Genomic DNA, 26,817 nt, shown 5'->3' with positions numbered 1-26,817 from the left:
TGTGAGCTCAGAAGCTCCAGCCGCGGCCGAAGAGCTCGTCGCCGGGCGGGCGGCCGCCCGGGGCGGCGCCGCGCGCGCCGAGGTAGGAGGAGACGACGGCGGCGCCGAGGTCGTCCGACTCCGGGTTCACCACGGTGCCGCCGATGCGGCGGGCGAGCGAGTCGATGAAGCGGGCGAGACCCGGATCCTCGCCGAGGCGGAAGAACGTCGTGTGCGCGCCGAGGCGGACGGAGGCGTCGAGCTCGCGGACCGAGACGGCGATGGTCACCGGGTCGGGCGGGTAGTCGAAGTAGATCTCGCCGTCGGGCTCGAGGTGCGCGGTCGGCTCGCCGTCGGTGACGATCAGCAGGATCGGCTGCGCGTTCGGGTGCTTGCGGAAGTGCCGGTTGGCGAGCAGCAGGGCGTGGTGCAGGTTGGTGCCCTTCTCCCACTCGGCGTCGAGGCCGACGAGCTGCTCGACGTCCATCACCTCGGCCTGGCGACCGAAGGCGATGAGCTGGAGGTCGTCGCCGCGGAACCGGCTCGAGATCAGGGTGTGCAGGGCGAGCGCGGTGCGCTTCATCGGGACCCAGCGGCCGTCCATCGCCATCGAGAACGAGGTGTCGACGAGGAGCGCGACGCAGGCCTGGGTGCGGGCCTCGGTCTCCTGCACCTCGACGTCGCCGATCTCGATGCGGACGCCCGAGCCGGTCGGGCGGCCGTCGCCGGCGGTGCGGGTGAGAGCGTTGGTCACGGTCCGCGTGACGTCCCACGCCTCGGTGTCGCCGAACTCCCACGCGCGGGTCGCGCCGGAGCGGTCGCCGGCCGCGCCCGCCCGCCGCAGGTCGCGCGCGCCCTGACGACCCGACATGGTGTCGGCGATGTCGCGGAGCAGCGCCTTGCCGAGCTGGCGCATCGCCTTGGGTGTCAGCATGAGCCGTCCGTCGGAGCCGCGGCGCATCGTCCCGGAGTCGCGCAGCGCCTTCTCGAGCCGCTTCAGCGTCTGCGCGTCGACCGCTGCGTCGTCGCCGAGTCGCCGCGCCAGCAGATCGAGGTCGAGATCGTCGAGGCTCGACCGCTCGTACGGCTGCGCGAGCTGGTCGGCGAGGGCGTCGAGGTCGGCGAGCTCCTGGAACACGCCGGTGCCGTCGCCGAGGCCGAGGCCCTGCTCGCCGTCCATCCGCTCGGAGCCGCCCCAGTCCTCCCCCGGGCGGAGGCCGCGCAGGGTCTCGTCGAGGCGGCCGAGCGACTGCATCAGCTCGGGCGTTCCGAAGGCCTGCTGGGCGAGGGCGTCGAGCTCGTCGCGCTGCTCCTGGGTCATGGAGTTGCGCATCCGCTGCGCCGCGGCCGCCCGTGCGGCGAGGGCGTCGATGAGCTCGTCGACCGACTCGGGGGCCTCGGGGAAGTACTCGCCGTGCTGCGCCATGAAGGCGTCGAACTGCTCGGGAGTGTCGTCGCCGCGGGCGTGCGCCTCGAGCAGCTCGTTGAGATCGCGGAGCATCGCGTCGATCGCGGCGCGATCCTCGTCGCTCGCGTTCTCGAGGGCCTGCTTCATGCCGGCGAAGCGCTGGTCGAGCATCTCCCTGCCGAGCAGCTCGCGGATCTTCTCGAAGTCGGCGCGCGCCTCGGGGCTCTGCCAGCGGTAGTCGGACAGCTCGGAGACGGCGGCGGCCGGAGAGGGCGGGAGGCTCTCGAGCTGCATCTCGGCGAGGGTGCGGTCGGCGTCGTCCATCTGCGTGTCGCGGGCGAGCTGCTTGCGCTCGGCGAGGACGGCGCGGTCGAGCAGCTCGCGGATCTCGCGCAGCGTGCCGTCGAGGTCGTGCTTCTGCGTGAGGGACCGGCGCCGCTCGGCCACCCGCGCAGCGAGGTCGTCGAGGCCCTGACCGTCGCGGGAGCCGCGCCGGAGGAACTCGCGCATCGCCCGCTCGGGCGAGGTGCCCGCCATGACGTCCTGGCCGATCGCGTCGAGCGCCTCGGCGAGGTCGACGGGCGGGGCGAGCGGATCGGGACCGCCCGCGTACTTGGCGTACCGCGCGTCGCGGTGCAGCCTCCGGTTGCCCCTAGCCACGACGGGCTCCGAGACGGGTCCGCTCAGCCATAGACGGCCTCGCCCCCGCCCGTCTCCTTGCTGAGCCGGCGCGAGAGGTAGAGGCCCTCGAGGGCGAGCTCGATCGCTCCGGCGATGCGGCCGTCTCCGGTGGCGTCGAGCCGCTCGGCGATCTCGTCGTAGACGGTCGCCTCGCCGAGCACGGGCAGCCCGGCGAGGAACTCGCGCGCCGTCACCTGCTCGCCGGTGGTGATCATGGTGCCGTTCTCGACGGCGGTGACGAGCGGCTCGAGGTCGATGCCGCGCAGGTGCGCGCGCACGGTCTCGGCCGTGGCCTGGCGGAGGAGGTGGTCGAGGATCTCCTCCTCGCGGCCCTCCTCGCCCGACTCGAATTCGATCTTGCCGCCGAGCACGTCGACCGCGGTCTCGAGGTCGATCGGGCGGGCGACCGCCTCGTCCTCTCCGCGGCGGGTGGCCCGGTGCAGCGCTGCGGCGGCGATCGTCTCGGCGCCGGCGATGGCGAAGCGGGCGCTCACTCCGCTCCGCTGGTCGACGGAGCTCGACTCGCGGAGGGCACGGGTGAAGCGGGCGAGGATCTCGATGAGCGCGTCGGGGACGATCGCGACGAGCTCCGCCTCCTGGCGGATCACCGCGATCTCGTCGGCGAGCGCCGTGGGGTAGTGGGTGCGGATCTCGGCGCCGAACCGGTCCTTCAACGGGGTGATGATGCGGCCGCGGTTCGTGTAGTCCTCGGGGTTCGCGCTGGCGACGACGAGGACGTCGAGCGGGAGGCGGAGGACGTAGCCGCGGATCTGGATGTCGCGCTCCTCCATCACGTTGAGCATCGCCACCTGGATGCGCTCGGCGAGGTCGGGCAGCTCGTTGATGGCCACGATGCCGCGGTGGCTGCGCGGGATGAGGCCGAAGTGGATGGTCTCGGGGTCGCCGAGGCTGCGGCCCTCGGCCACCTTCATCGGATCGACGTCGCCGATGAGGTCGGCGACGCTCGTGTCGGGGGTGGCCAGCTTCTCGACGTAGCGCTCCTCGCGGCTGCGCCAGGCGACGGGCAGCTCGTCGCCGAGCTCGGCGGCGCGACGGCGACTGATCGAGGTGATGGGCTCGTAGGGGTGCTCGCCGAGCTCGGAGCCGTCGATGACGGGCGTCCACTCGTCGAGCAGGCCGTTGAGCGTGCGCAGGAGGCGGGTCTTGCCCTGGCCGCGCTCGCCCAGCAGGACGATGTCGTGGCCGGCGATGACCGCGCGCTCGACCTGCGGGATCACGGTCTCGGAGAACCCGTGGAGGCCGGGCCAGGGGTCGCGCCCGTCGCGCAGGGCGTCGAGCAGGTTCTCGCGGATCTCGGTGCGGAGGCTCTTCTGCACGTGCCCGGAGGCGCGCAGCTGGCCGAGGGTGCTGATGGCAGGACTCGTCACCTCGGCAACGCTACGCCGCACCTCCGACACGTGGTGGAGGTCGGGGGAACTCGGAGGCGGGGAGCTCGTCCGATCCTGTGATCGCAGGGAGGTGGGTGTGTGAAGGAAGGTGTCCTCCTGTGTAGTGCCCTGTACCTGCTGATCGAGTAGCCCGCGCAGCGGGCGTATCGAGATCCACGTCCGCCAGAGGGCCAGGTCACGAGACCGATCTGCTGAAGCTGGTGGGTCTCGATACGCCCCTGCGGGGCTACTCGACCAGCATGGGTGGCGACGGGCGCCGACTTTTCCCCCCACCGCTCGAACGAGACGCGAAGCGGCTTCGCCGCTCGGTACGCCCCTGAGGGGCTGCGGGCTCGACCAGGATGGATGGCGGCGGGCGGAGAGGGCGGTATCGCGGGAGCCGGGGCCACGGCTTGCTGAGAGGGCTCGAAGGATCGGCTGCGAGGCTCGGAGGCCATCCCCGATCGGAGGGACACCCGATGACCAGCACCTCGTCCCGCGTCGGCCTCGCGGCCGCGACTCTCGCGCTCGGCGGCCTGCTCGCCTCCTGCACGGCCGCGCCGCCGCCGCCCAGCAGCCTGCTCGCGGAGGGGGACGGCGAGGTCCGCACCGTCGCCCAGGACCTCGAGGCGCCGTGGTCGATCGCCTTCGTCGACGGGACGCCGCTCATCAGCGAACGCGACAGCGGGCGCGTCCTCGAGGTCGCCGACGACGGCGCGACCCGCGAGGTGGGCACCGTCGAGGGAGTGGTCGCCGAGGGCGAGAGCGGGCTGCTCGGCCTCGCCGTCGAGGGGCGCACCCTCTTCGCGTACTCGACGGGGTCGGACGGCAATCGCATCCAGCGCTTCGAGGTCTCCGGTGAGCCCGGCTCCTTCGAGCTCGGCGCGCCGGACACGATCCTCGACGGCATCCCCGCCGCCCGCACCCACGACGGCGGCCGGCTCGCGATCGGGCCCGACGGGATGCTCTACGCCACCGTCGGCGACGCCGGGCAGCGCGACGCGGCGCAGGACCTCGACTCCCTCTCGGGCAAGATCCTGCGGATGACCCTCGACGGCGAGGCGCCCGACGACAACCCCTACCCCGGTTCGCTCGTCTACAGCTCGGGGCACCGCAACCCGCAGGGCCTCGCCTGGTCCTCCGACGGCACCCTCTTCGCGAGCGAGTTCGGGCAGGACACCTGGGACGAGCTGAACATCATCACTCCGGGCGCGAACTACGGCTGGCCGACGGTCGAGGGCATCGCCTCGCGCGACGGCTTCGTCGACCCGGTGCAGCAGTGGAACCCGGACGCGGCGAGCCCGAGCGGCATGGTCGCGATCGACGATGTGCTGTACCTCGCGAACCTCCGTGGTCAGGTGCTGCGGGCGGTGCCGGCCGCCGACCCGTCGTCGCAGAGCGACTACGCGATCGGGGAGTACGGACGCCTGCGCGACGCGGTCGCCGCGCCGGACGGGACGCTCTGGATCGTCACGAGCAACACCGACGGCCGGGGCGCGCCGGGCGCGGAGGACGACCGCGTCCTGGCGGTGGAGCCTCCCGGCGTGCAGTGAGCCGCCTCGCGGACCGGCTCAGTCGACGACAGCGGTCGCATCGAGACGGACCCGGTCGCCCCGATAGCGATCGAACACGATCTGGATAGCCGAACCGGTCGGAGTGACGTACGTCATCTCACGGAGGATCAGCGGGGTCCCCTCCGAGACTCCCAGCAGCCTCGCCGTGTGAGCATCGGCCTGGTCCGCTCCGATCTGGACGTGAACCGCACCGGTCTCCTCCCGGAAGTACTGCTCGATGATCTCCCGCATGCTGAGGGGGCCACGGATCTCCCTCGGATCGAACCGGTACGAGGTCGAGTAGTACGCCGTGCGCACGCCCACCACCTCTCCTTCGGCGGCGAACGTGTTCTCGACCATGCGCACGGTCGGATCGACGAGACCGAGCCGCTGCTCCACAAGGGGGAAGACCGGCACCTCGCGCTCCTCGGTGATCGCGATCGTCACGTGGGCGCCACTGCGGTCCACGACCCCGTCGGGGTACTGCGTGGCGGAGTCGATGTCGGCGAGCGGGAGGACGAAGCCGATCCCGGTCGCCCGCGTTCCGATCCGGGGTCTGCGCTGGACGAACCCGGTGTCGCGCAACTGCGAGAGCGCCGCCCGTACCGAGCCCCTGCTCGCGGCGAAGAGCGTCATCAGATGCTCTTCGGCGAGGGGCTCGTCGGGATCGAGGTGGCCGTCCCTGATGGAGGCGCTGATGAGGTCGCGCACCCTGCTCGCGCTCATCTGCCGACCGCGCGCGGAGCCGCCCTTGGCCCTGGGGTGCTCGCGGGGCGTTCCGCTCATGGACTCTCCTCGGAGGGCAGGGGAAGCGACTGGGGTGGGGACAGCGTAGTCCTCCCCACGAACGTGTGATCCGCGTGCCGCCCGTCGCAGATCCGCGGAACGACTGATCGGCGTAACACCCGGCCGAAAGGCGCCTTGAACAGGGTTTTCCGAACGAGTGAGAGCACCTCCAGCTCGCGCAATGGGCGTTAACGGACCGGTGCGGGCTGCGAAACATCCGGCCGCCACCATGAGAGCACGACTCGTCGCCGAGCATCCGGATGCTCACCGAATCCTGATGCCCGATCGCGCGGCGGCGGAGGAGGACAGGAGGAGACGATGAGCGTCGCCCCACCACGTGCGGTGCCCCTGACCACTGCACCCGCGACCCCCGAGCCGACACCGGCAGCGGCGAAGCAGAGAGGCAGCCGGACGGGCCGTTCTCGTCCCGGCGCCTGGATCCTCCGACCTCTCGGCCTGACGATCGCGAACCTCGCGGCCTTCGTCGTGCTCGCCTTCTTCCTCGTTCAGCTCATCCCGGGAGACCCTGTGGTGACGGCGACGGGCGGCAGGCTGACAGGCGCCGAGCTCGAGGCGGCGCGCGCCGCCTACGGTCTCGACCGCCCCTGGCCGGAGCAGTTCATCGCCTACCTCGGACAGCTCCTCTCGCTCGACCTGGGCACGTCGATCGCGACCGGCCGACCCGTCGCCGACGATTTCGCGACACGGATTCCGGCGACCCTCGAGCTGGTGCTCAGCGGGCTGGTGCTGGCCTGTGTCGTCGCGATGCTGCTCTCCCATTACGCGGTGACTCATCGAGCGACGCGCGCTGCCCGGGTGCTCACCTCGTACGCGCGGTCAGCGGGTGCGCTGCCCGAGTACGTCATCGGGATCGCCTTCCTCTTCGTCTTCTACGCCGTGCTGCACTGGGCACCCGCGCCGAGCGGCCGACTGGACCCGGCGCTGATCTCGCCGCCGCGGACCACAGGGTTCCCGATCCTCGATGCACTACTGGTCGGAGATCTGCCGGCGGCGCAGTCGGGTGCCGAGCACCTGGTCCTGCCGGTCATCGTGATGGTGGTCGCCCACACGCCGATCCTGATGAAGACCCTCATCGTGGGGCTCGACACCGCGATCGACGATCCGGCGACGCGGTTCAGGATCGCCTCGGGCGCGAGGCGCCGCACAGTCCTCGCGAGCATCTACCGGCGGGCGCTGCCGACCGCCGTCCCGATGCTCGGCATGCTCTTCGGGCTCCTGCTCGGCGGCGCGGTGGTGCTCGAGGCGCTGTTCGGTCTCGGCGGACTCGGGCAGTACGCCGTCGACGCCGTCAACTCCTCCGACGTCTTCGCGCTGCGCTCCTTCCTCGTGGTCACAGCCGCGATGTGTCTCGCGATCTACCTGCTGAGCGACGTTGCCGTCGGGCTGCTCGATCCCCGTCGGCGCTCCGTCGCGATCGGGGGTGCGCGCTGATGTCGCTGCACACCCCCGTCGTCACCGATCCGGTGCTGCCTCGCGTCCCTCGGAGCGAGCGTCGCCGTGTCCTACCGCACAAGGTCTCGGTCGCCCTGCGCCTCGCACCTTTCGCACTCGTGCTGATCCTCGCTGTCGCGGGCCCGTCGCTCGCCCCGCTGAGCGCGACGGAGGTCGTCGGGCCCAACTCGCAGGCGCCCTCGGCCGAGCACCTCGCCGGTACCGACTCGAACGGCCTGGACGTCCTGAGTCGCACGCTCACGGCCTTCCAGCTCGACGTCGCCATCGCGCTCGTCGTGACGGCGGTCGCGACGCTGGGCGGCATCGCGATCGGCCTGGTGTCGGGCATGTACGACGCGGGGCGGGGCCTGCTCGGCTTCGCGGCCCGCCTCCTCGGCCGCGCGGTAGACCTGGTGCAGGCGATCCCGGTGATGATCGCGGGGCTGGTCGTCGTCTCCTTCTTCGGCCGCAACGCCATGGTGATCACCCTCTCCCTCGCGGTGGTGCTGCTCCCGTTCCAGGCGCGACTGACCCGGACCGAGGTGCTGCGGACACGATCGGACGGCTACGTGGACGCCGCTCGGATGTCCGGCGAGTCTGAGCGTCGGATCCTGATCCGGCACATTCTGCGCAACTCCGCCGGACCCGCGATCGAGAACTCGTCCTCGGTCTTCGGGATGGCGATCATCTTCAGCGCGGCACTCGGATTCCTCGGCGTCGGCATCCCCGTGCCGACCGCGGAGTGGGGCTCCATGCTCGCCCTCGGCGCTCCCGATGCCGCTGTCGGCCGCTGGTGGCCCGTCCTGTTCCCTGCGGTCGCACTGGCGTTCAGCGTCTGGGCCGCATCCCTCTTCGTGGCGGCCCTGACGGATCCACCGGGCCGCCCCCGACGCTGAACCGCCCCTCCCGAATCCCGCCCCGCTCGCGCCGCACGAACTGGAGTCCTCATGCACCGTCCTTCCCGCCCTCTCGCCTCCGTCGCAGTCGTTGCGGCAGCGGCCCTCGTCCTGAGCGGCTGCTCAGGAGGATCCACCGCCGCGGACACCTTCGTCATCGTCACCGCCGCACAGCCCTCGAGCTTCAGCTACGAGACCAGCGCCACGGGATACGAGGCGGCCGAGTTCTTCATGAACACCGGTGCGACCCTCATCAAGAACCCCTACATCGACGGCTCCGAGGGCGAGTCGGTCCACCAGGACCTGTACGACTTCGAGCCCGTGCTCGCGGAGAGCTACGAGGTGAGCGACGACCAGCTGACGTACACCTTCGATCTCAACACCGACGCGGTCAGCACCGCGGGCAACACCCTCACCGCTGATGACGTCGTCTTCTCCATCGAGCGCAAGTTCGAAGTCGAGACGAGCATCGTCGCGTTCATCAGCGCCCCCTCGCTGACCAGTCCCGATCAGGTGACGAAGGTCGATGACGACACCGTGCAGTTCACCGTGGCCGAGCCCGGCTACGGCTTCACTCTGCTGTCCCTTCTGGCGAACACTCCCTACAACATCTACGACTCGACCGCGCTGAAGGAGCACGCGACCGACGACGACCCGTACGCCGTCACCTGGTCGCAGACCAATGCGAACTACGGCTTCGGCGCCTACTCGCTGAGCGACTACACGCCCGGCGAGCAGATGGTCTACGAGGCGAACCCCGGATTCGCGCTCGGGGAACCGGCGGTGAAGCGCATCGTGCAGCGGGTCGTGGCCGATGCCGGCCAGCGCAGCAACCTCGTCTCGAGCGGAGACGCTCAGATCGCCACCCAGCTGCGCCCCGCCGATCAGGCCGCGCTCGCGAGCGACGGGTCGGCCCAGGTCTTCACGGTCCCGACGAATGCCTTCGTATACATGCCGCTGCTGACCACGGCCGCGCCCTTCGACGACGTGCGGGTGCGCCGAGCGCTCGCGGCGGCGATCCCCTACGAGCAGATCATGAGCGACGTCTACCAGGACCGGCTCAGCCCGATCTCGACCATCCTCGACGCCTCCGCTCCCGGGTTCAGCGGCGACGGCCTGGAGGCGAACACGACCGATGTCGCGACGGCCACGGCACTGCTCGCGGAGGCGGGCTACTCGCCGGACAACCCGGTGGAGTTCACCCTCACGGTGAACAACGCAGTGCCCGACCTGCAGGAGACCGCCGTGCAGATCCAGACGGCCGCTCGCGCCGCCGGCTTCGAGATCACCATCGACCCGGTCAACTCGGCTGCGTTCCAGGAGGGGCTCGCTGCCAAGTCCTTCCAGGCCTCGATGGGCCGCGACTACGCAGTCGTGCAGTCGCCGCCCTACGTGCTGTCGCTCTTCTACACGCCCGGCTCGCCCATCAACTGGCCCGACTTCGACGACGCCGCGCTCAACGACGCGATCACCGCGGGGAACGCAGCCGGCGACCCACTGGGTTCGGAGGCGGGCGCGGAGTGGAACTCGGCCCAGCGAGTCCTGCAGTCCGAGATGCCGACGATCTACATCGGCTACGTCCAGCCCCTGAACGCCTTCGCGAGCGACGTCGACGGCTATGCGTTCCGCAGCGACAACGTGATCGACTACTCCGAGCTGGCGGTCGCCGGATGAACGCGCCCGAGCACGACGGCCCTCTGCTCGACGTACGCGGACTGCGGGTCTCCTACGGCTCCGTGACCGCCGTCGAGGACGCCGACCTCGTGGTCCACCGCGGCCAGCGGGTGGCGATCGTCGGTGAGTCGGGATCCGGCAAGACCAGCCTCGGGAACGCGATAGGCGGGTTCATCGATCCGCTGGCGGGACAGGTGACCGCCGAGACCCTCCTGCTCGACGGGCGCCCGCTCGAGCGGACCTTCGAGATCGGGACGCCGGAGCGGATCCCGCGCCGCACTCCCGGGCTCTCGATGGTGTTCCAGGACGCCATGTCCTCCCTCGACCCGGTCTGGACGATCGGCAGTCAGCTCACCGCGGTGCTCCGAGGTGTGCGCGCGATGTCGATGAAGCAGGCCAGGCTCGAGGCCGTCGCCTGGCTCCGCGAGGTCGGGATCACCGAGCCGGAGCGGGTGATGCACGACCGTCCGCACCAGCTCTCGGGAGGGATGCGGCAGCGCGTCATGATGGCGATCGCGCTGTCCTCGAAGCCGAGCCTCCTGATCGCCGACGAGCCGACCAGCGCACTCGACGCTTCGCTCGCGGTGGTGGCGATGGAGCTCATGGTGGATCTCGCGCAGCGCGAGGGGACAGCTGTGCTGATGGTCACCCACGACATCGCGCTGTGCCGCAGGTTCACCGATGTGGTCGTGGTGATGCATCGCGGCAGGATCGTCGAGACTCTCGCCTCGACCGACCTCGACCGGGCGCAGCACCCCTACACGCGCGGACTCGTGCAGTGCGTGCCCACGCTCGCCTCTGCGGGGCTCGATCGCCTCCCCACGCTCGAGTCGGTAGCTGGAGCGGCGGCGTGAGCGCCGTCTCCGCGCCGAGCCCCTCCGGTGTGCGGATCGAGTGCTCGCACGTCCGCAAGGAGTACCGGAGCACGACCGCCGTCGACGACGTGAGCTTCGCCGTCGACGCGGGAGCACGCGTCGGCATCGTCGGCGAATCGGGCTCGGGCAAGTCGACGATGGCGAAGATCATCACCGGCCTCGAGCGTGCGACGAGCGGCACCGTGACGGTCGACGGGACGGATCTCGCCTCGCTCCTCTCGACCCGCGCAGGACGTCTCGAGTACCGACGGCGCGTGCAGCTGATCGCTCAGGACACCACCTCGACCTTCGATCCGAAGTCGCGCATCCGAGAGTCGCTGCGCGTCCCCGCGCAGATCCTCAGCGGCCTCGACCGCGCCGGCGCCGACAGCGCGATCGACGCGATCACGGCCGAGCTCGAGATCGACCCGTCCCTCGTCGACCGCTACCCCTCGGCGCTGTCGGGGGGTCAGCGGCAGCGGATGGCGATCGCACGGGCGCTCGTCGTGCGTCCCGGGCTCCTCGTGTGCGACGAGGCGGTCAGTGCACTCGACGTCTCGGTGCAGGGCGTCGTCCTGAACCTCCTCAAGCGCTACTCGGAGGACCACGGTGCGGGGCTGCTCTTCGTCTCGCACGGACTCCCCGCGACCGCGTTCCTCACCTCGGAGCTCGTCGTCATGCACTCGGGCACTGTCGTCGAGGCCGGCCGCACCCACGAGGTGATCACGAACCCCGCCCACCCCTACACGTCCCAGCTCGTCGGCGCCTACACGGCCCTCGAGACCCGGGCCTGAGCCGCTCGTCGCGGCATCCGCATCCCCGATCCACCCACACATCTCTGGAGTTCACATGTTTCATCTCGCTTGGTTCCTCGGCGACGGCTTCGGCATCCACGCGTGGAGCTCGACGAACGGCGACGGCCCCTGGGCCGGGAACGGCGCCTCCGAATGGATGAAGCCGGGCATCCACATCGACCTGGCCACGAGCCTCGAGCGGGCCGGCTTCGACTACATCCTCATCGAGGACACCGCCATGGTCGAGGACAGCTACAACGGCAGCGCGGACACCAGCCTCCGACGCGGCTTCATGGCTCCCAAGAACGACCCGATGCCGCTCGTTCCTCTGATGACGCAGGCCACCAAGCACATCGGCATCGTGCCGACCGTGTCGACCATCCAGTACCCGCCGTACCTCGCGGCGCGCCTGTTCACGACGCTGGACCACTTGACCGAGGGGCGGGTGGGGATGAACGTCGTCACGAGCGTCACCGACCGGGTCGCGCAGAACTTCGGCTACGAGCGTCACCTCGAGCACGATGAGCGCTACACGATGGCGATGGAGTGGACCGAGGTCGTGCAGCAGCTACAGACCTCGTGGAAGCCCGGAGCCGTGATCGCCGACGGCGAGGCCGGGATCTACGCCGACCACACCAAGGTGGAGCCGATCGACTTCGAGGGGACCTACTTCCGGTCGCGCGGGCCGCTCAACACCATCCCCGGGCCGCAAGGACTCGTGCCCATCTGCTCGGCGGGCAGCTCGCCGGCGGGGCGAGAGCTCGCGGCGAAGTACGACGACACCATGATCTCGATGGTCAAGACCGGAGCGCTCGGTCGGGCCTACCGGGAGGACATGCGGCGGCGGGTCGCCGAGCTCGGTCGCGACCCCGACGCCGTCAAGTTCATGTTCCTGATCAACCCGATCCTGGGTGCCACCGATGCCGAGGCGCAGGCCGCTGCAGACGCCTACGCCGCCTACCGGCGCAGCGACAAGGGCATCGAGTACAACCTCTGGAACATGTCGTACACCTCGGGCGGTCGCATCGACTTCGGAGGCATCGACCCGGACACCCTGGTCAGGGACATCGACCTTTCGAAGCAGAACGGCGAGCACACGTCGATCCTCGAGCTGTTCCGCGGTTACGAGGACCGGACTCTGCGCGAGGCGGTCTCGGAGTCGCACCAGGTCTCGGACATGGGGCTGATCGGATCCCCCGACACGGTCGCGGCGAAGATGGGCGAGCTGATGGACGAGATCGGCGGTGACGGGTTCCTGGTGTACATGCCCACCACGCGCGTCAACATGGCGATGGTGGCGGACGGTCTCGCACCCGCTCTGCGGCGCCGCGGTCTGATCCGCGAGGAGTACACCGGCGGCACGCTACGCGACAACCTGCTGCAGTTCTGACTCGCAGAAGGCCTGAGGTCGTTCCGCGCGCTAGCCCTCACCCCAGCGCGCGGAACGCCTCGTCGGCGACGTCGAGCGTCCGCGCGATGTCGGCCGAGGTCAGCGCGGCGTTGACGAAGTGGTTGTGGTGAGAGCTGAAGAAGACGCCGCGGCGCACGCACTGGGCGATCCACTGCTGGTGCAGCATCAGCGAGCCGTCGTCGACGAGGCGCAGGTAGAACAGGGCGGGCTCGCCGGAGGTGACGAGGGTGCGGCCGTGCGAGGACGCGACGTCGACGAGTCCGGTCGTGAGCTCGGTGCCGAGCTCGCGGAAGAGCCGGGGGGCGTCGAGCTCGACGAGCCGGCGCTGCGTCGCGATGCCCGCGGCGAACGGCACGGCGCTCATCCAGTAGCTGCCGGTGTAGGTGATGCCGCCGACCGTCGCCCGCAGGCTCTCCTTCCCGCACAGCGCCGAGACGTTGTAGCCGTTCGCGATCGCCTTGCAGAAGCAGATCAGGTCGGCCTCGAAGCCGTAGTAGTGGTCGCTGCCGGCCAGGTCGAGGCGGAAGCCGGCGCGGACGTCGTCGATGATCAGGACGACGCCGAACTCGTCGCACAGCGCGCGCACCGCGGGCCAGTACCCCTCGGCGGGCAGCTCGTTGTCGGCGAAGTTGCCGTGCATGTAGGGCTGCCCGATCAGGGCGGCGATCTCGCCCCGGTGCTCGGTGAAGACGGCGCGCAACGCGGCGAGGTCGTTCCACGGGATCTCGAGGTTGCCCTCGACGTCCTGCGGGAGGACGCCCGGGTAGTCGAGCTTCTGCGACCACGGGTCGACCCCGTGGTAGTAGCCCGAGATCATGACGATGCGCTGCCGGCCCGTCGCCGCCCGCGCGGTCATGATCGCGAGCGTGGTGACGTCTCCGCCGTTCTTGGCGAAGAAGGCCCAGTCAGCGCTCGCCACCTGGTCGACGAGCAGCTCGGCGAAGTCGATCATCACGGTCGAGGGGAGCGACACCACGTCCTCGTGCGCGGTCTGCGCGGCCGCCGCGGCGGTCACGCCGGGGTCGACGTAGCCGAGCACGTTGGGCCCGTAGCCGCACATGTAGTCGAGGTACTCGTTGCCGTCGAGGTCCCAGAACCGCGTGCCCTCGGCGCGCTCGGAGAACAGCGGGTAGGCCGAGCGCGGGATCATGCCGCCGCCGGCCGGGCCGAGGTGACCGGGGACGCCGCCGGGGATGACCCGCGAGGCGCGGGCGAACGCCTCCTGGCTGCGCGGATACGTGAAGGGGACCGTGGTCATGATGCTCCGAGGTAGGCCCCGACGCGGTCGAGGAGTCGATTGGTGTTGTCGATGAGGGGGATGTAGCCGCGCATCGTGACCCGGCCGTCGCCGACGCAGGCGAGCGCCGTCTCGCGGCCCGAGAGCACGTCGCCGGCGACGCGGAGGTCGTCGAAGCGCAGGGCGGCGCGCGGGCAGCCGACGGGATCGCTCAGGCGGGAGAGACGGTGGTCGCGGACCCGGATGCGGTAGCGGAGGTCGTCGCCCACCTCGATGTCGAGGTCGCCGTCGGCCATGTGCGCCGCCGACACGCGGCCCGAGCGGTCGCCGTTCGCGACGACGGTCAGGGCGGAGGCGACGACCTCGAGCGTGAGCAGGGTCGTGCGCTCGGTGACCGCCGGGTCCTCGGACTTCAGTGCCTCGCCGAGCAGCGCGCTGATCGGCGTGAACACGTTGGCGAGGAAGGCGATCCCCCGAGGCCCGGCGACCGGAACCGGCTGCGCGGCGCCCGCGATGACGGCGTTGAGGTGCTTCGCCGAGGTGAACAGCAGCGTCGGTCCGGACGCTCCCCCACCGCGCCGGATCGCGGTGCTGGTGAAGGTGTAGCTCGCGCGGAGGCCGCCGGGGGCGATCAGGGTCAGCGTCGTGGGCCTCGCCACCGGAGCGAGAGCGCGAGCGGCCTCGGGCGACAGCTCGACGAGGCGCGGCAGGGCGCCGAGGACGGCGTGCAGGTTGATCGCGGCGAGGACGCGGTCATCGATCTCGGTGAGCATCGTGTCCTTCGGGAGTGGGGTCGGCGGGAACGGTGAGCGCCGCGAAGGCGCCGGCGACGAACGCGATGTAGGCGCGGGCGGCGTCGCCGTCGCGGTCGGCGAGCCAGGTGAGGGTGAGGCCGTCGAGCGAGCGGGTGAGGGAGTGGGCGAGCTCGTCGACGGGACGCGTCCAGCGGACGTCGGCGATCTCGGCGGCGTAGGCGAGCGCCTCCTCGGACGCGGCCCGGTAGACCGCCCACTGCGCGCGCACGGCGTCGGGGTCGTGCCGGACGGCGTAGAGGGCGACCTCGAGGAGCGCGAGCTCACCGCTGGGCGAGCTCTCGAGGAGCGCGAGGTAGCCCTCGAGGCCGTCGGTGAGCACCGCGGCGATGTCGGCCGGGTGCTCCGCGTCGGCGTGGTCGGCGTGCAGGATCGCGGCGAGGCGCTCGCTGTCGGTCACCTGCTCGATCACCGCCGAGACGAGCTCGTCGCGCGAGTCGAAGGAGTAGTGGAACGCACCGAGGGGCATGCCGGCCTCGGCGACGATGGCCCGCGTGGTCGCGGCGGCCAGCCCGTCGCGGGCGATGACGCGGATCGCGGCGTCGACGAGCTCGGCGCGGCGCTGGGTGACGGGGATGCGGCGCATCAGCGCGACCCCGTGAGCCGGGCGCCGACGGCGAGCGTCAGCCACCGGGGGGCGAGCGTGGCGCCGAGCGCGCGGATCCGGTTGCCGAGTCCGACAGTCAGCACCGGCCCCGTGCCGCGGTCGAGGTGCCGGAACGCCGCGTCGACCACCTCGTCGACGGTGTCCACCGAGCCGACCTTGAAGCTGTCGGAGCCAGCGGCCTCGAAGAACTCGGTCTCGGTCGGGCCCGGGCACAGCGCCAGCACGCGCAGCCCGCTCCCCCGCGTCTCCTGCCAGATCGCCGCCGTCAGGGAGGTGACGAAGGCCTTGCAGGCGGCGTACGCGGCGGCACCGGGCAGCGGCTGGAACGAGGCGGTGCTCGAGACCATCAGCAGGGTCCCGCGGGGTGAGGCGAGCAGATCGGGCAGGAGGAGGCGCGCGAGGAGCGCCGGGGCGAGCACGTCGACGACGATCTCGTCCGCGAGCCGCGCGGCATCCTCCTCGGCGAACGGCCCGGCCGTGCCGAACCCGGCGCAGTTCACCAGGACGTCGGCGCGGAGCCCCTGCGCGCGCAGCGTCTCGACGATCGCGGACGGGGCGGCGGGGTCGGCGAGGTCGGCGGTCACGACGGAGACCGCCGCTCCGAAGCGCTCGCGGACGTCGGCGGCGAGGGCCTCGAGGCGGTCGCGGCGGCGCGCGACGACGACGATGTCGTGCCCGCGCTCGGCGTAGCGGAGGGCGAACTCGCGGCCGAGTCCGGAGCTGGCTCCGGTGACGACGGCGAGGGGGCGGTGGTGCGGCATGGATACCTCCGTGGAGTTGGACGGCTGTCCAACTCCGTCGAGTAAAGCCTGCTGAGCGGCGGGCGTCAAGGACGGGGTCCACCCCTCCGCCCCTCGTTTCGGCCGCGTTTCGGATGCGTGAAGACTTCTCGTCGCGCTTGCCCGCACCCGCCGCCTGGGCTTCTCTTGACCAGAGTTGGACAACGGTCCAACTCTGCCGCACGACCGCAGCCCAGGAGCCGCCCGTGTCCGTCCTCACGCCTCCGCGCACCCGCAGCGGCACCGATCCTCGCGGCCTCGCCATCGGCGCCGGTTTCGCCGCGCAGGGGCTCGGCTACGCGGCGATCATGACCTCGCTGCCCTCCTCCTCCGCGCGCTGGCAGCTCGATGCCGCGGCCGTCGCTCTCATCGTGCTGGGCACCTGCGTCGCGGCCGCCGTCGGATCGCTGCTCGCGGATCTCGTCGCCGTGCGCCGCGGCAGCCGGGCGGCGATGTGCCTCGCCCTGCTCGTGCAGGCCGTCACGATCCTCGGCATCGCCGTCGCCCCGGTCTTCCCGGTGTTCCTCGCGGCGATCGTGGTCTACGGAGTCGGGCTCGGCATGCTCGACGCCGCGCAGAACATGCAGGGCGTGCTGCACGAGCGCTCCGGCGGCCGGGCGCTGATGGGCCGCTTCTACGCGGCGTACACGGCCGCGGCCATCGTCGGCGCGCTGTGCATGTCGGCGTTCCTCGCCTCCAGCGGGGCGATCACCGGGGCCCTCGTGGTCGCGGCGGCGGTCGATGCGGCCGTCCTCGTGATCGGGATGCTGTGGCTCGATCCGACGCGGGCGGCCCGGCCCGCGGGCGCCGTCGATCGGGCCCCGCTCCCGCGCCGCCGACTCGTCGCGGTCGGGATGATCGTCCTGGTGGCGTTCCTGCTCGACTCCGCCGTCTCGACCTGGAGCACGGCCTATCTGCAGACGGGGCTCGGAGTCGCGGCGGCGATCGCGCCCCTCGGCTACGCCGCCTACCAGGGCGCGATCCTGCTCACCCGGCTGACGACCGATCCGCTCGAGTCGCGGCTCGGACGCGAGCGCCTCGCGGCCCTCGCCCTCGCCGCGGGAGTGCTCGGGCTGGTCGTGGTCGCCGCCGTCCCGTCGGCCGTCGGCGCGATCGTCGGGTTCGCCGTGGCCGGGCTCGCCACGGGAGCGCTCGTGCCGCTCGCCTTCAGCGCGGCGGGCACGATCGTGCCCGCGCGGAGCGACGAGGTGATCGCGCGGGTGAACCTGTTCAACTACGGAGGCGCCGTGGCGGGCGCGGTCGTGCTCGGGCTGATCGCGGCCGGGCCGTCGCTCGGTCCGGCGTTCCTGCTGCCGGCGGTGGCGCTGCTGCTCTGCCTGCCGCTCCTGCGCGCGCTGCGACCGGTCTGAGCCGCCGAAGGAGCTGTCGATCGCCGTTCGCCCTGACATGTTGAGGAGTCTTCACCCGATCTGGTAGGAAGTTCGCGTGAACGGGGTGCGCGGGCGGGTATCGGCGATGCTGGGGGCGGCTGTCGCCGTGGTTCTGACGGTGAGCGCCTGCACGGCGTCTCCCGTCGATCCTCCGCCGAGCACTGCCGCTGCAGAGCCCGCCTCGACGAGCCCGGCGCTCTCGACGCCTCCCGAAGTGGAGCCGGTGCCGACCCGGAGTGCGTCCGACGGCTTCCGCGAGTGGCTGACGGCCTCCCGCGCTCCGGACGCGGCCACGGCCTGCGCCCGGCTCTCCCCGGAGCTCGCGGCGCGGATGGTGGATGAGCTCAACGCCACCGGCCCGCTCCAGGTCGCGAGCTGCGACGAGATGATCACCGCCACCGCGGAGCTCTACCGCGCGACCGGTCAGAGCGCCGAGGTCGACATCGAGGTCGAGCAGGAGACAGCGACCGCCGCCACTCTCTTCGTGACCTACCTCTCCTCCGGCGACTGCGGCACCGTGGTGCTGGAGCGCCCGGCGACGACCTGGATCCTCACGGAGCAGTCGCAGGAGTGCGCCGGCTGAGACCGACGCGGCTCAGCGCCCGAGCAGCCCGCGCAGCCCCTCCACGACGAGGTCGTGGTCGTCCATCGACGCGAGGCCCGAGACGGTGGCCGCGGCGACGACTCCGACGCCGCGCACCCTGAGAGGGAACGAGCCGCCGGTGAGGGCGTAGTCGGGGCCGAGCCAGCCGCCGGTCGAGGGGTCTCCCCCGCCCGCGGTGAAGCGGGCGGCGGCGAGGGCGCTGCTCGACTCCAGGCGCAGCACGACGGCCGACTTGCGGGCGATCCACGACTCCTGGTCGGGGACGCTGCCGGGGAGCGCGGCGCGGAAGAGGATCAGCCCGGGGCGGCGGATGTCGACCGCCACCGCGGCTCCGGCGGCGCGGGCGAGCTCGGTGATGCGGGAGCCCAGCTCCCACGCGGTGTCGTGGTCGAAGGCGTCGAGCACGAGCTCGCGCTCCTGCTGCTCGAGTTCGGCGAGGGCGTCGGCGTCGGTCACGGGGCCTCCTGGGGATCGGGCGGGACTGTCCCTCCTGAGGGAACCACGTCGCGGCGGGTCGGCACGACGGAGGGCGCCCGGGGTTGCGCCGCCGAGGATCCCGCTGCCGACGGCAGACTGGAGGGCACGGTGCGGGCAGCGCTCCGCCGACTCGAGGACGAGAGCGAGGACCCGATGACCGAGGAGACACTGCTGCACGGTGACGGGACGCTGGAGCGACTGGCCACGGGTGCCGTCTGGAGCGAGGGTCCGCTCTGGATGCCCGCCGAGAGACGTCTGCGCTGGAGCGACATCCCGAACGACCGGATCCTGCAGTGGGACAGCGCCACCGGCGAGACCTCGGTGCACCGCGAGGGCGTCGAGTTCACCAACGGCCGCCTCCTGGACGCCGACGGGAGTGTCGTGCAGTGCTCGCACGGGCGCCGCCGCCTGGAGCGCGAGCGGCCGGACGGCACACTCGAGGAGCTCGTGGCGAGCTGGGACGGCGGGCGACTCAACTCCCCCAACGACGTCGCGCAGGCGCCCGACGGCTCCTACTGGTTCACCGATCCGGACTACGGCATCAGTCAGCCGCGCGAGGGACACCCGGGCGAGCTCGAATACGGGGCCCGCTGGGTGTTCCGATGGTCGGCCGCGGACGGCCTCTCTCCCGTCATCACCGACATCGTCCAGCCGAACGGCATCGCCTTCTCTCCCGACGGAGGGACGGTCTACGTGACCGACACCGCACGCGCGAACGACGACGGCCCCGGCCACGGGATCCGCGCCTACGACGTCGTGGATCGCGGGGCCGGCGCCCGGGAGGGCCGGCTCTTCACCGACCTCGACCGCGGCGTCCCCGACGGCATCACCGTCGACGAGGCCGGGCGGGTCTGGTCGTCGGCCGGCGACGGCGTGCACGTCTTCACCCCCGACGGAGCCGAGGTGCTGTTCGTGCCCGTGCCCGAGGTCGTGTCGAACGTCTGCTTCGGCGGCTCGGACGGGAGCGATCTGTTCCTCACGGCGACGACGAGCCTGTACCGCCTGCGGACGCGCACCCGGGCGGCGGGAGCGGTCGGGGGCCGGCGCGAGGTGTCTGAGGCGCGAACCGGCCCGCTCGACGATACGGTCGCAGGATGAGCGAGACGTTCCTCGAGATCCACGTGCCCCTGACCCGCGAGCCCGGAGCGCCGGAGCAGGCCGACGACGACGAGTACCTGTTCCCCTGGATCGACGAGATCGAGACGCTGCTCTCGGATCTCGAGGGGCCGGTCGAGGAGTACGACAGCGGTGAGGAGTGGGCGAACGCCGCGGGCGAGCCCGAGTACCTCTTCTTCGTCACGGGCGGCACGGAGTCGGAGCTCTCGGCGGTCGCGCGCAGCGTCGCGCTGCTGCCGAACGTGCCGACGGGCGTCTACGCGACGATGAACGACTCCGCCGGCGAGATGGGCGAGGGCACGCCGGTCGACATCGGGCTGTAGCGCCGTTCGGCGTTCGGAACCGAGGGTGGGACGAGCTGTCGCCGCGTCAGGCGGTCGTCACCCCTTCTGAACCTCGGTTCTGCACGCGGTCAGGAGGCGCCGGGCGCCAGCAGGCCGCTCTCGTAGGCCAGGATCACCAGCTGCGCGCGATCGTGCGCTCCGAGCTTGGTCATCGTGCGGTTCACGTGCGTCTTGGCGGTGTGCGGCGAGATGAACAGCTCCTGCGCGATCTCCTGGTTGGAGCGCCCGCGCGCCACGAGCAGCAGCACCTCGCGCTCGCGCTCGGTCAGGTGCTCGAACTCGGGCGGCACGATCAGCGTCGACGACGGCGCGAGGACGTAGCGGGTGATCAGGCTGCGGGTCGCGGCGGGCGAGAGCAGGCTGTCGCCCGCGTGGACGGAGCGGACGGCCGCGGCGATCTCCTCGGGCTCGGCGCCCTTGCCGATGAAGCCGCTGGCCCCGGAGCGCAGGGCCGAGACGAGGTACTCGTCCTCCTCGAACGTGGTGAGGATGAGGACGCGCGTGCCGGCGAGACCGGGGTCGGCGCAGATCTCGGCGGTGGCGCCGATGCCGTCGAGCTCGGGCATGCGGATGTCCATCAGCACGACGTCGGGGCGGAGGCTTCGCGCCAGATCGACGGCCTCGCGCCCGGTGCGGGCCTCGCCGACCACCTCGATGTCGGAGGTGCCTCCGAGGATGTCCGACACGGCCTGGCGGATGAGCGCCTGGTCGTCGACGACGAGCACGGTGGTCATGAGGGGCCGTCCGTTCCGTGGTCGTCCGGTGCGAGGGAGGGAGAGGCAGCAGGATGCGCGTGAGTCAGCGGCAGGGGCAGCGCCGCCGCGAGGCGGTAGCCGCCGGGCGCCGGGCCGGTGGTGACGGAGCCGCGCACGGAGGCGACGCGCTCGCGGAGGCCGAGCAGGCCGTGGCCGGCTCCCCGGGGCGCGGGCGCGGACTCGGCCGGCACGGGGTTCGTGACGACGATCTCGACGCGGTCGTCGCCGACATCGACGAGGACGTGGGCGCGGTGCTCGGCGCCGTGCTTGTGGGCGTTGGTGAGCGCCTCCTGGACCACACGGTACGCGACGAGATCGACCGCTCCCGTGACCGCGTCCGGCTCGCCCTCGGTGCGCAGGGTGACCTGCAGGCCGTCGGCCTCGAAGCGGCGGACCAGCTCGTCGAGGCGGTCGAGCCCCGGCTGCGGGCCCGCGGACTCGGCGATCCGCTCGTCGCTGCGCAGCACCTCGAGGAGGTCGCCGATCTCGCCGAGCACCGAGCGCGCGGCCGTCCGGATGGTGCCGAGCGCCTCGCGCGCCTTCTCGGGTCTCGTCTCGAGCGCGGAGGAGGCCACTCCGGCGTTGAGGCTGATCACCGAGATCTGGTGGGCGACGGCGTCGTGCAGGTCGCGGGCGATGCGCAGCCGCTCCTCCGTGACCCGTCGCCGGGCCTCGGACTCGCGGGTCTGCTCGGCGCGCTCGGCCCGCTCGGTGACGGCCTCGATGTACTCGCGGCGCGAGCGGGTCGCATCGCCCGCGGCCGCGGCGAACGCGATGACGACGGCGAACTGGACGACCCGCGCGTCGAGGGCGCCGACCGTCGCCGCCAGGAGGCTGAGGAGCAGGATCGAGGCGGCCGTCGCGAGCATCACGATCAGGCTCACCCGCCGGGGATGGCGGTTCGACACGGCGAACATCGCGACGGCAGCTGCGACGGCGACGCCCGGCGACAGGGTGCCGGTGAGGGCCGCCGCCCCGTAGAGCGCGACGACGGCGACGAGCACGGCGATCGGCCGGCGCCTCCGCAGCGGGAGCAGCACGATCGGGGTGAGCGTCAGGCCGAGCGCCAGAGCGCTCGTCGCGCGGTACTCGCGCCCCGGGAACGGGGCCAGGGCGAGCGCCGCGATGACGACGGCCGCGATCACGTCACCGACCCACCCCGGGGGCCTGCGGCGCCCGGGGAGGTGCCAGGGTCCGACCGTCTCCATGCCCTCATTCTCCCGGGCCCGGTCCCGGGGGCGAGTCCCCCGGGCGCGGTGCGGCGACTACCGCGGCTGCGGTACGCGGATGGCGCGGGCGGGGGACGCGGCCGGCGGCCCGCTCGCCGAGTCTGGACGGAGCGCCCCGGACCCTCCGGGCCGCACCGCGAGGGAGAACCCCATGAGCACGCCCATCATCTCGGTGAGAGATGTCCACCGGTCCTACGGGAAGGGCCAGAACCGCTTCGAGGCACTCAAGGGCGTGAGCTTCGACATCCGCGAGGGCGAGAGCGTCGCGATCGTCGGCAAGAGCGGATCGGGCAAGTCCACGCTGATGCACGTCCTGGCGCTGCTCGACGCGCCGTCGTCGGGCGTCGTCGAGCTCGAGGGGGTCGACACGCGCACGCTCAAGGGCCGCCGGCTCAACACCACGCGCAACCGCACCTTCGGCTTCGTGTTCCAGCAGTTCTTCCTGACCGCCAACGCCTCGGTGCTCGACAACGTCGTGCTGCCGATGAAGATCGCCGGAGTAGGCCGGGCCGAGCGCAAGCGCCGCGGCATCGCCGCCCTCGCCCAGCTCGAGCTCGACGACAAGGCGAGGAACAAGGCGGTCGACCTCTCGGGCGGCCAGAAGCAGCGCACCGTGATCGCGCGGGCCCTCGTCAACAACCCGCGGATCATCTTCGCGGACGAGCCCACCGGCAACCTCGACACGGCGACCGGAGCCGTCGTCGAGGACATCCTGTTCGCGCTGAACCGCGAGAACGGCATCACCCTGATCGTGGTGACCCACGACGAGGAGCTGGCGGCGCGCTGCGACCGGCGGATCCTCATCCGCGACGGCGTGCTCGTCGAGGACTCGGCGGCGGTGGCCGCATGAAGACCGTCGACCTCATCGGGACCGCCGTCGCGAACACGTTCCGCTCGAAGACGCGCACGCTGCTGACGATCCTCGCGATCTTCGTCGGCGCCTTCACCCTCACCCTCACCAACGGCCTCGGCACGGGCATCAACGCCTACATCGACGACACGGTCAACGGCGTCGGCGCCTCCGACGTGATGACCGTCACGAAGACGTCGGACGAGGCGGCCGGGCTCGACTCCGGCCCCACCGAGTACGACCCCGACGCGATCGCGAGCGGCGGAGTCGGCGCGCCCGGCCGGACGGTCGTCGCCCTCACTCCCGACGACCTCGACGCCCTCGCCGGCATCGACGGCGTGCTCGACGTGCAGGCGGTGAAGTCGATCTCGGCCGACTACATCGCCGAGGGAGACGGCACGAAGTACGTCGCGAGCGTCGGGAGCCTCGTCGAGGGCCAGACGATCCAGCTGACGGCGGGCGAGGACCCGGACGACTCCTCCTCGGCGCTGCAGGTCGTGCTGCCCACCTCGTTCGTCGAGCCGCTCGGCTTCGCGGACGACGCGGCCGCCGTCGGGCAGACGCTCTCGATCGGCATCACCGACGCCCAGCGGACGCAGCACGTCGTCGAGGCGACCATCGTCGGCGTCGCGGAGGAGAGCGTCGCCTCGCCCGCCGGTGCGAGCATCGTCCCGAACGACTCCCTCACCGACGAGCTCTTCACGACGCAGAGCATCGGAGTGCCGGCCGACCAGGTCGATCGCTACGCCCAGGCCAGCGTGCGGTTCGCTGCCGATGCGAGCGACGATCAGATCACGGCGCTCAAGGACAGGCTCGCCGACGCCGGCTACACCGGCTCGACGGTCGCCGACCAGCTCGGCACCGTCAAGACCGTGGTCGACGGCATCGTGCTGGTGCTCAACGCCTTCGCGATCATCGCGCTGCTCGCGGCGAGCTTCGGCATCGTCAACACGCTGCTGATGAGCGTGCAGGAGCGCACCCGCGAGATCGGCCTGATGAAGGCGATGGGCATGGGCAGCGGACGGGTGTTCTCGCTGTTCAGCATCGAGGCCGCGTTCATCGGCTTCCTCGGCAGCGCGATCGGCGCCCTGCTCGCCGTCGTGGCGGGCACGGCGATCAGCGGGGTGCTCTCGGGCTCGCTGCTGGCGGATCTGCCCGGGCTCGACCTGATCGCGTTCGATCCGGGGTCGATCCTGCTGGTGATCCTCGTCGTGATGGCGATCGCGTTCCTCGCCGGGACGCTGCCGGCGGCGCGGGCCGCGAAGGCCGATCCGGTGACGTCGCTCCGCTACGAGTGACGCGGGGGAACCGGTTCGTGCTCGACGAGCGCAGAACCGGTTCCCTCGGCGGAGCCCGCACGCAGCAGGCGCTCGCCGACCTCCGTTAGCGCCGCGCGCAGGTCACCGCCGTCGAGCACGTCGAAGTCGATGCCCGTCGTGCCTATGTACAGCGCGAACTGCTCCGGAGACTCAGCTCCCGCCTCCAGCTCGCAGGAGTCGTCGTCGAGGGCCGTCACCCTCGCCACCGCCGGCCCGAAGAGCGCCGAGATCCGGGCGGCCGGGGCGTGCATCCGCACCCGGTAGCGATGCGGGTAGGGCGCGACCGAGATGCTGCGGGAGGCGAAGTCGCGGACCGCCTCGTCGGGGATCTCCTGCGGCGTGAAGGGCTCGGCGAGCGGGAGGCGCGGCACCAGCCGGTCGAGGCGCAGCGTCCGCCAGGCGTCGCGGTCGGCGTCGCGCGCGACCACGTACCAGCGCGCGCCGGTGTGCACGATCCGGTGGGGCTGGATCGTGCGGCGCACCTGCTCGCCGTCGTGCCGGGTGTAGTCGATCCGGAGGCTCCGCGAGTCGCGGATGGCCCGCGCGATCGTCACCACCGTGTCGAGATCGACCGGGTCGACGGAGCCGCCGAGGGTCAGCACGGCGCGCTCGATCGCAGTGATCCGCTCGCGGGTCCCGGCCGAGAGCGACTGCTCGAGCTTGACCAGAGCGCGCGCCGCCGCATCCTCGATGCCGGTGACCGTCGTGCTCGCGGCGGCGCGCAGCCCGACGGCGATCGCGACCGCCTCCTCGGTCGACAGGACCAGCGGAGGCACGGACGCGCCGATCCCGAGGCGGTACCCGCCGCCGACACCGGGCACCGAGTCGATGCCGTAGCCGAGGCCGCGGAGATCCTCGATGTCGCGGCGGAGGGTCCGCGCGCTGACCGCGAGCCGCGAGCAGAGCTCGGCGCTGCTCCAGTCCCGGCGGGTCTGCAGCAGCCCGAGCAGATCGAGGGTGCGTCCGGTGGTGCGGGTCATGCTCCATCGTGGCATTGCGGCCGTGTTCTGACCGCGATGGCAGGCACGCTCGAGTCATGACCGAAGCAGCGAGCATCCACCCCTTCCGCGTCGACATCGCGGCGAGCGCCGTCGACGACCTCCGCATCCGGCTCCGGAGCACGCGCCTCCCCCAGCCCCTGCCCGGTGACGACTGGGACACCGGGGTCCCGAACGGCTACCTCCGCGGACTCGTCGAGGCGTGGGCCGGGTTCGACTGGGCCGAGTACCAGGAACGGCTGAACCGGGTGCCGCAGTTCACGACCGGGATCGACGGGCAGACGATCCACTTCGTGCACGTGCGGTCCCAGGCGCCCGGCGCGGTGCCGCTGCTGCTCACGCACGGCTGGCCCGGCTCGTACCTCGAGCTGCTCGGGCTGATCGAGCCGCTGACCGAGGCGGGCTTCGACGTGGTGATGCCCTCGCTCCCGGGCTTCGGTTTCTCGGCGCCGCTGACCTCCGGCGGCTGGACGACGCGGCGGATCGCCGAGACCTGGGCGACCCTGATGACGCGGCTCGGCTACGACCGGTTCGCGGTACAGGGCGGCGACCTCGGCGCCGGAGTGTCGCCCGAGGTCGCGCGGGTCGCCCCCGAGCGCGTGATCGGCGTGCACGTCAACGGCACCCTCGGCTTCGTGCCCGAGGTCGACGACGAGACCGCCGCCTCCCTCACTCCGCTCGAGCAGGACCGGCTGCGGCGGATCGGCGAGTTCATGCGGGACGAGTTCGGCTACATCGCGCTCCAGTCGACGCGGCCGGGACTCGTGGGCGAGCTGCTCGGCGACTCCCCCGTCGCGCAGCTCGCGTGGATGATCGACAAGTTCCGGGCATGGACGCACCCGCTGGAAACCGCAGCGGAGGACGTGGTGGGGCTCGAGTTCCTGCTCGCGAACGCGTCGCTGTACTGGTTCACCGCGACGGGGGGCTCGGCCGCGTACGTCGGCTACGCGCAGGAGTCGGAGTGGGGCGCCGTGCCGGAGGACTCGGGCGTGCCGACCGCGGTGATCTGCTTCGCCCACGACATCGGCATCCGCCGGTTCGTCGAGGACGCGCACACGATCGTGCGGTGGACCGACGTGCCCGACCGCGGCGGCCACTTCGCGGCGCTCGAGGAGCCGGAGCTGCTGGTGGCGGACATCCGCGAGTTCGTGCGCGGCCTGCGGGAGAGCTGACTGCGCACGGCGGGATCCGGCCCGCTGTTCGAGCCCGCAGCCCTGCAGGCGCGTATCGAGCAGCGAAGCCGCTTCGCGTCTCATTCGAGCGGTGGGGGAGAAGTCGGCGCCCGTCGCCACCCCCGCTGGTCGAGTAGCCCCGCAGGGGCGTATCGAGACCCACCAGCTTCAGCAGATCAGGCTTCTGATCCGGCCTTCTGACGCTGGTGGATCTCGATACGCCCGCTGCGCGGGCTACTCGATCAGCAGGG

25 protein-coding genes are annotated in these 26,817 nt (G+C 71.7%); 14 read left to right on the top strand and 11 right to left on the bottom strand.

The features are described from left to right. Positions 1 to 7: 7 nt before the first annotated feature. Together GRS92_RS16175 and GRS92_RS16170 are read right to left on the bottom strand one after the other, a co-directional pair. Positions 8 to 2,047 carry a vWA domain-containing protein gene (locus GRS92_RS16175; RefSeq protein WP_159858313.1) on the bottom strand — a complete coding sequence of 680 codons (2,040 nt, stop codon included), beginning with the start codon at positions 2,045 to 2,047 and terminating at the stop codon, positions 8 to 10. 23 nt (positions 2,048 to 2,070) lie between these two features. Next, positions 2,071 to 3,456 (bottom strand): magnesium chelatase, encoded by a 1,386-nt coding sequence (locus GRS92_RS16170; protein ID WP_159858311.1) that lies wholly within the window; start codon positions 3,454 to 3,456, stop codon positions 2,071 to 2,073. 479 nt (positions 3,457 to 3,935) lie between these two features. On the opposite strand from GRS92_RS16170, the gene GRS92_RS16165 reads away from it, so the two are divergent. Then, a complete protein-coding gene (locus GRS92_RS16165) occupies positions 3,936 to 5,009 on the top strand; it encodes a PQQ-dependent sugar dehydrogenase (RefSeq protein ID WP_159858309.1) in 1,074 nt (357 codons plus the stop codon). Between the two features lie 18 nt (positions 5,010 to 5,027). Here GRS92_RS16165 and GRS92_RS16160 read toward each other — a convergent pair whose 3' ends face one another. Beyond that, the gene (locus GRS92_RS16160) at positions 5,028 to 5,795 is read right to left on the bottom strand and encodes a GntR family transcriptional regulator (RefSeq protein WP_204162039.1); all 768 of its coding nucleotides are present in this window, start codon (positions 5,793 to 5,795) and stop codon (positions 5,028 to 5,030) included. A 318-nt stretch (positions 5,796 to 6,113) separates the two neighbouring features. Here GRS92_RS16160 and GRS92_RS16155 point away from each other — a divergent pair, with 318 nt between their 5' ends. Genes GRS92_RS16155 through GRS92_RS16130 form a run of 6 tightly spaced genes read left to right on the top strand, consistent with a single transcriptional unit; the run spans position 6,114 to position 12,855 of the window. Next, positions 6,114 to 7,247 (top strand): ABC transporter permease, encoded by a 1,134-nt coding sequence (locus GRS92_RS16155; protein WP_159858307.1) that lies wholly within the window; start codon positions 6,114 to 6,116, stop codon positions 7,245 to 7,247. Next, positions 7,247 to 8,143, top strand: a complete 897-nt coding sequence (locus GRS92_RS16150; RefSeq protein ID WP_159858305.1) for an ABC transporter permease — start codon at positions 7,247 to 7,249, stop codon at positions 8,141 to 8,143. The genes GRS92_RS16155 and GRS92_RS16150 overlap by 1 nt, the downstream gene beginning before the upstream one ends. A gap of 51 nt (positions 8,144 to 8,194) precedes the next feature. Then, complete coding sequence (locus tag GRS92_RS16145) at positions 8,195 to 9,817, top strand: ABC transporter substrate-binding protein (RefSeq protein WP_159858303.1); 1,623 nt, start codon at positions 8,195 to 8,197, stop codon at positions 9,815 to 9,817. Further along, positions 9,814 to 10,671: an ABC transporter ATP-binding protein gene (locus GRS92_RS16140; RefSeq protein ID WP_159858301.1), complete on the top strand. Its 858-nt coding sequence runs from the start codon at positions 9,814 to 9,816 to the stop codon at positions 10,669 to 10,671. Before GRS92_RS16145 ends, GRS92_RS16140 begins: the two co-directional genes overlap by 4 nt. Beyond that, positions 10,668 to 11,465: an ABC transporter ATP-binding protein gene (locus tag GRS92_RS16135; RefSeq protein ID WP_204162038.1), complete on the top strand. Its 798-nt coding sequence runs from the start codon at positions 10,668 to 10,670 to the stop codon at positions 11,463 to 11,465. Before GRS92_RS16140 ends, GRS92_RS16135 begins: the two co-directional genes overlap by 4 nt. A gap of 55 nt (positions 11,466 to 11,520) precedes the next feature. Further along, complete coding sequence (locus GRS92_RS16130) at positions 11,521 to 12,855, top strand: NtaA/DmoA family FMN-dependent monooxygenase (protein WP_159858299.1); 1,335 nt, start codon at positions 11,521 to 11,523, stop codon at positions 12,853 to 12,855. Between the two features lie 37 nt (positions 12,856 to 12,892). On the opposite strand, the gene GRS92_RS16125 is transcribed toward GRS92_RS16130, so the two are convergent. The 4 genes from GRS92_RS16125 to GRS92_RS16110 are packed head-to-tail and all read right to left on the bottom strand — an operon-like array spanning position 12,893 to position 16,293. Then, a complete protein-coding gene (locus GRS92_RS16125; RefSeq protein ID WP_159858297.1) occupies positions 12,893 to 14,134 on the bottom strand; it encodes an aminotransferase class III-fold pyridoxal phosphate-dependent enzyme in 1,242 nt (413 codons plus the stop codon). Next, on the bottom strand, positions 14,131 to 14,886 hold the full coding sequence (locus GRS92_RS16120) for a hypothetical protein (protein WP_159858295.1): 756 nt from the start codon (positions 14,884 to 14,886) through the stop codon (positions 14,131 to 14,133). The genes GRS92_RS16125 and GRS92_RS16120 overlap by 4 nt, the downstream gene beginning before the upstream one ends. Beyond that, entirely contained in the window at positions 14,867 to 15,511 is a 645-nt protein-coding gene (locus tag GRS92_RS16115) for a TetR/AcrR family transcriptional regulator (RefSeq protein ID WP_159858293.1), read from the bottom strand. The genes GRS92_RS16120 and GRS92_RS16115 overlap by 20 nt, the downstream gene beginning before the upstream one ends. Continuing rightward, positions 15,511 to 16,293: an SDR family NAD(P)-dependent oxidoreductase gene (locus GRS92_RS16110; RefSeq protein ID WP_159858290.1), complete on the bottom strand. Its 783-nt coding sequence runs from the start codon at positions 16,291 to 16,293 to the stop codon at positions 15,511 to 15,513. The genes GRS92_RS16115 and GRS92_RS16110 overlap by 1 nt, the downstream gene beginning before the upstream one ends. 224 nt (positions 16,294 to 16,517) lie before the next feature. Here GRS92_RS16110 and GRS92_RS16105 point away from each other — a divergent pair, with 224 nt between their 5' ends. Both GRS92_RS16105 and GRS92_RS16100 read left to right on the top strand, forming a co-directional pair. Further along, entirely contained in the window at positions 16,518 to 17,681 is a 1,164-nt protein-coding gene (locus tag GRS92_RS16105; protein WP_159858288.1) for an MFS transporter, read from the top strand. A 76-nt stretch (positions 17,682 to 17,757) separates the two neighbouring features. Then, positions 17,758 to 18,285 (top strand): hypothetical protein, encoded by a 528-nt coding sequence (locus GRS92_RS16100; protein ID WP_159858286.1) that lies wholly within the window; start codon positions 17,758 to 17,760, stop codon positions 18,283 to 18,285. Between the two features lie 12 nt (positions 18,286 to 18,297). Here the strand turns inward: GRS92_RS16100 and GRS92_RS16095 are convergent, their stop codons facing one another. Next, positions 18,298 to 18,762 carry a heme-degrading domain-containing protein gene (locus tag GRS92_RS16095; RefSeq protein WP_159858284.1) on the bottom strand — a complete coding sequence of 155 codons (465 nt, stop codon included), beginning with the start codon at positions 18,760 to 18,762 and terminating at the stop codon, positions 18,298 to 18,300. Between the two features lie 174 nt (positions 18,763 to 18,936). Between GRS92_RS16095 and GRS92_RS16090 the strand changes: the two genes are divergently transcribed. Beyond that, a complete protein-coding gene (locus GRS92_RS16090; protein ID WP_159858282.1) occupies positions 18,937 to 19,881 on the top strand; it encodes an SMP-30/gluconolactonase/LRE family protein in 945 nt (314 codons plus the stop codon). Continuing rightward, positions 19,878 to 20,222, top strand: coding sequence for a hypothetical protein (locus GRS92_RS16085; RefSeq protein ID WP_159858280.1), 345 nt, complete (start codon positions 19,878 to 19,880; stop codon positions 20,220 to 20,222). The genes GRS92_RS16090 and GRS92_RS16085 overlap by 4 nt, the downstream gene beginning before the upstream one ends. A gap of 89 nt (positions 20,223 to 20,311) precedes the next feature. Here the strand turns inward: GRS92_RS16085 and GRS92_RS16080 are convergent, their stop codons facing one another. Then, complete coding sequence (locus GRS92_RS16080) at positions 20,312 to 20,977, bottom strand: response regulator transcription factor (RefSeq protein ID WP_159858278.1); 666 nt, start codon at positions 20,975 to 20,977, stop codon at positions 20,312 to 20,314. After that, positions 20,974 to 22,206, bottom strand: coding sequence for a sensor histidine kinase (locus GRS92_RS16075; RefSeq protein ID WP_159858276.1), 1,233 nt, complete (start codon positions 22,204 to 22,206; stop codon positions 20,974 to 20,976). Before GRS92_RS16075 ends, GRS92_RS16080 begins: the two co-directional genes overlap by 4 nt. A gap of 172 nt (positions 22,207 to 22,378) precedes the next feature. On the opposite strand from GRS92_RS16075, the gene GRS92_RS16070 reads away from it, so the two are divergent. Then, complete coding sequence (locus GRS92_RS16070; RefSeq protein WP_159858274.1) at positions 22,379 to 23,077, top strand: ABC transporter ATP-binding protein; 699 nt, start codon at positions 22,379 to 22,381, stop codon at positions 23,075 to 23,077. Beyond that, positions 23,074 to 24,375, top strand: coding sequence for an ABC transporter permease (locus GRS92_RS16065; RefSeq protein ID WP_159858272.1), 1,302 nt, complete (start codon positions 23,074 to 23,076; stop codon positions 24,373 to 24,375). Before GRS92_RS16070 ends, GRS92_RS16065 begins: the two co-directional genes overlap by 4 nt. On the opposite strand, the gene GRS92_RS16060 is transcribed toward GRS92_RS16065, so the two are convergent. After that, positions 24,366 to 25,376, bottom strand: coding sequence for a helix-turn-helix transcriptional regulator (locus tag GRS92_RS16060; protein WP_159858270.1), 1,011 nt, complete (start codon positions 25,374 to 25,376; stop codon positions 24,366 to 24,368). The genes GRS92_RS16065 and GRS92_RS16060 overlap by 10 nt on opposite strands. 56 nt (positions 25,377 to 25,432) lie before the next feature. On the opposite strand from GRS92_RS16060, the gene GRS92_RS16055 reads away from it, so the two are divergent. Continuing rightward, entirely contained in the window at positions 25,433 to 26,566 is a 1,134-nt protein-coding gene (locus GRS92_RS16055) for an epoxide hydrolase family protein (protein WP_159858268.1), read from the top strand. The last annotated feature ends 251 nt before the right edge of the window (positions 26,567 to 26,817 follow it).

The sequence above is a fragment of the Rathayibacter sp. VKM Ac-2754 genome (genome assembly GCF_009807095.1).
Taxonomy (GTDB): domain Bacteria; phylum Actinomycetota; class Actinomycetes; order Actinomycetales; family Microbacteriaceae; genus Rathayibacter.
This window is presented reverse-complemented; position numbering and strand designations above follow the sequence as displayed.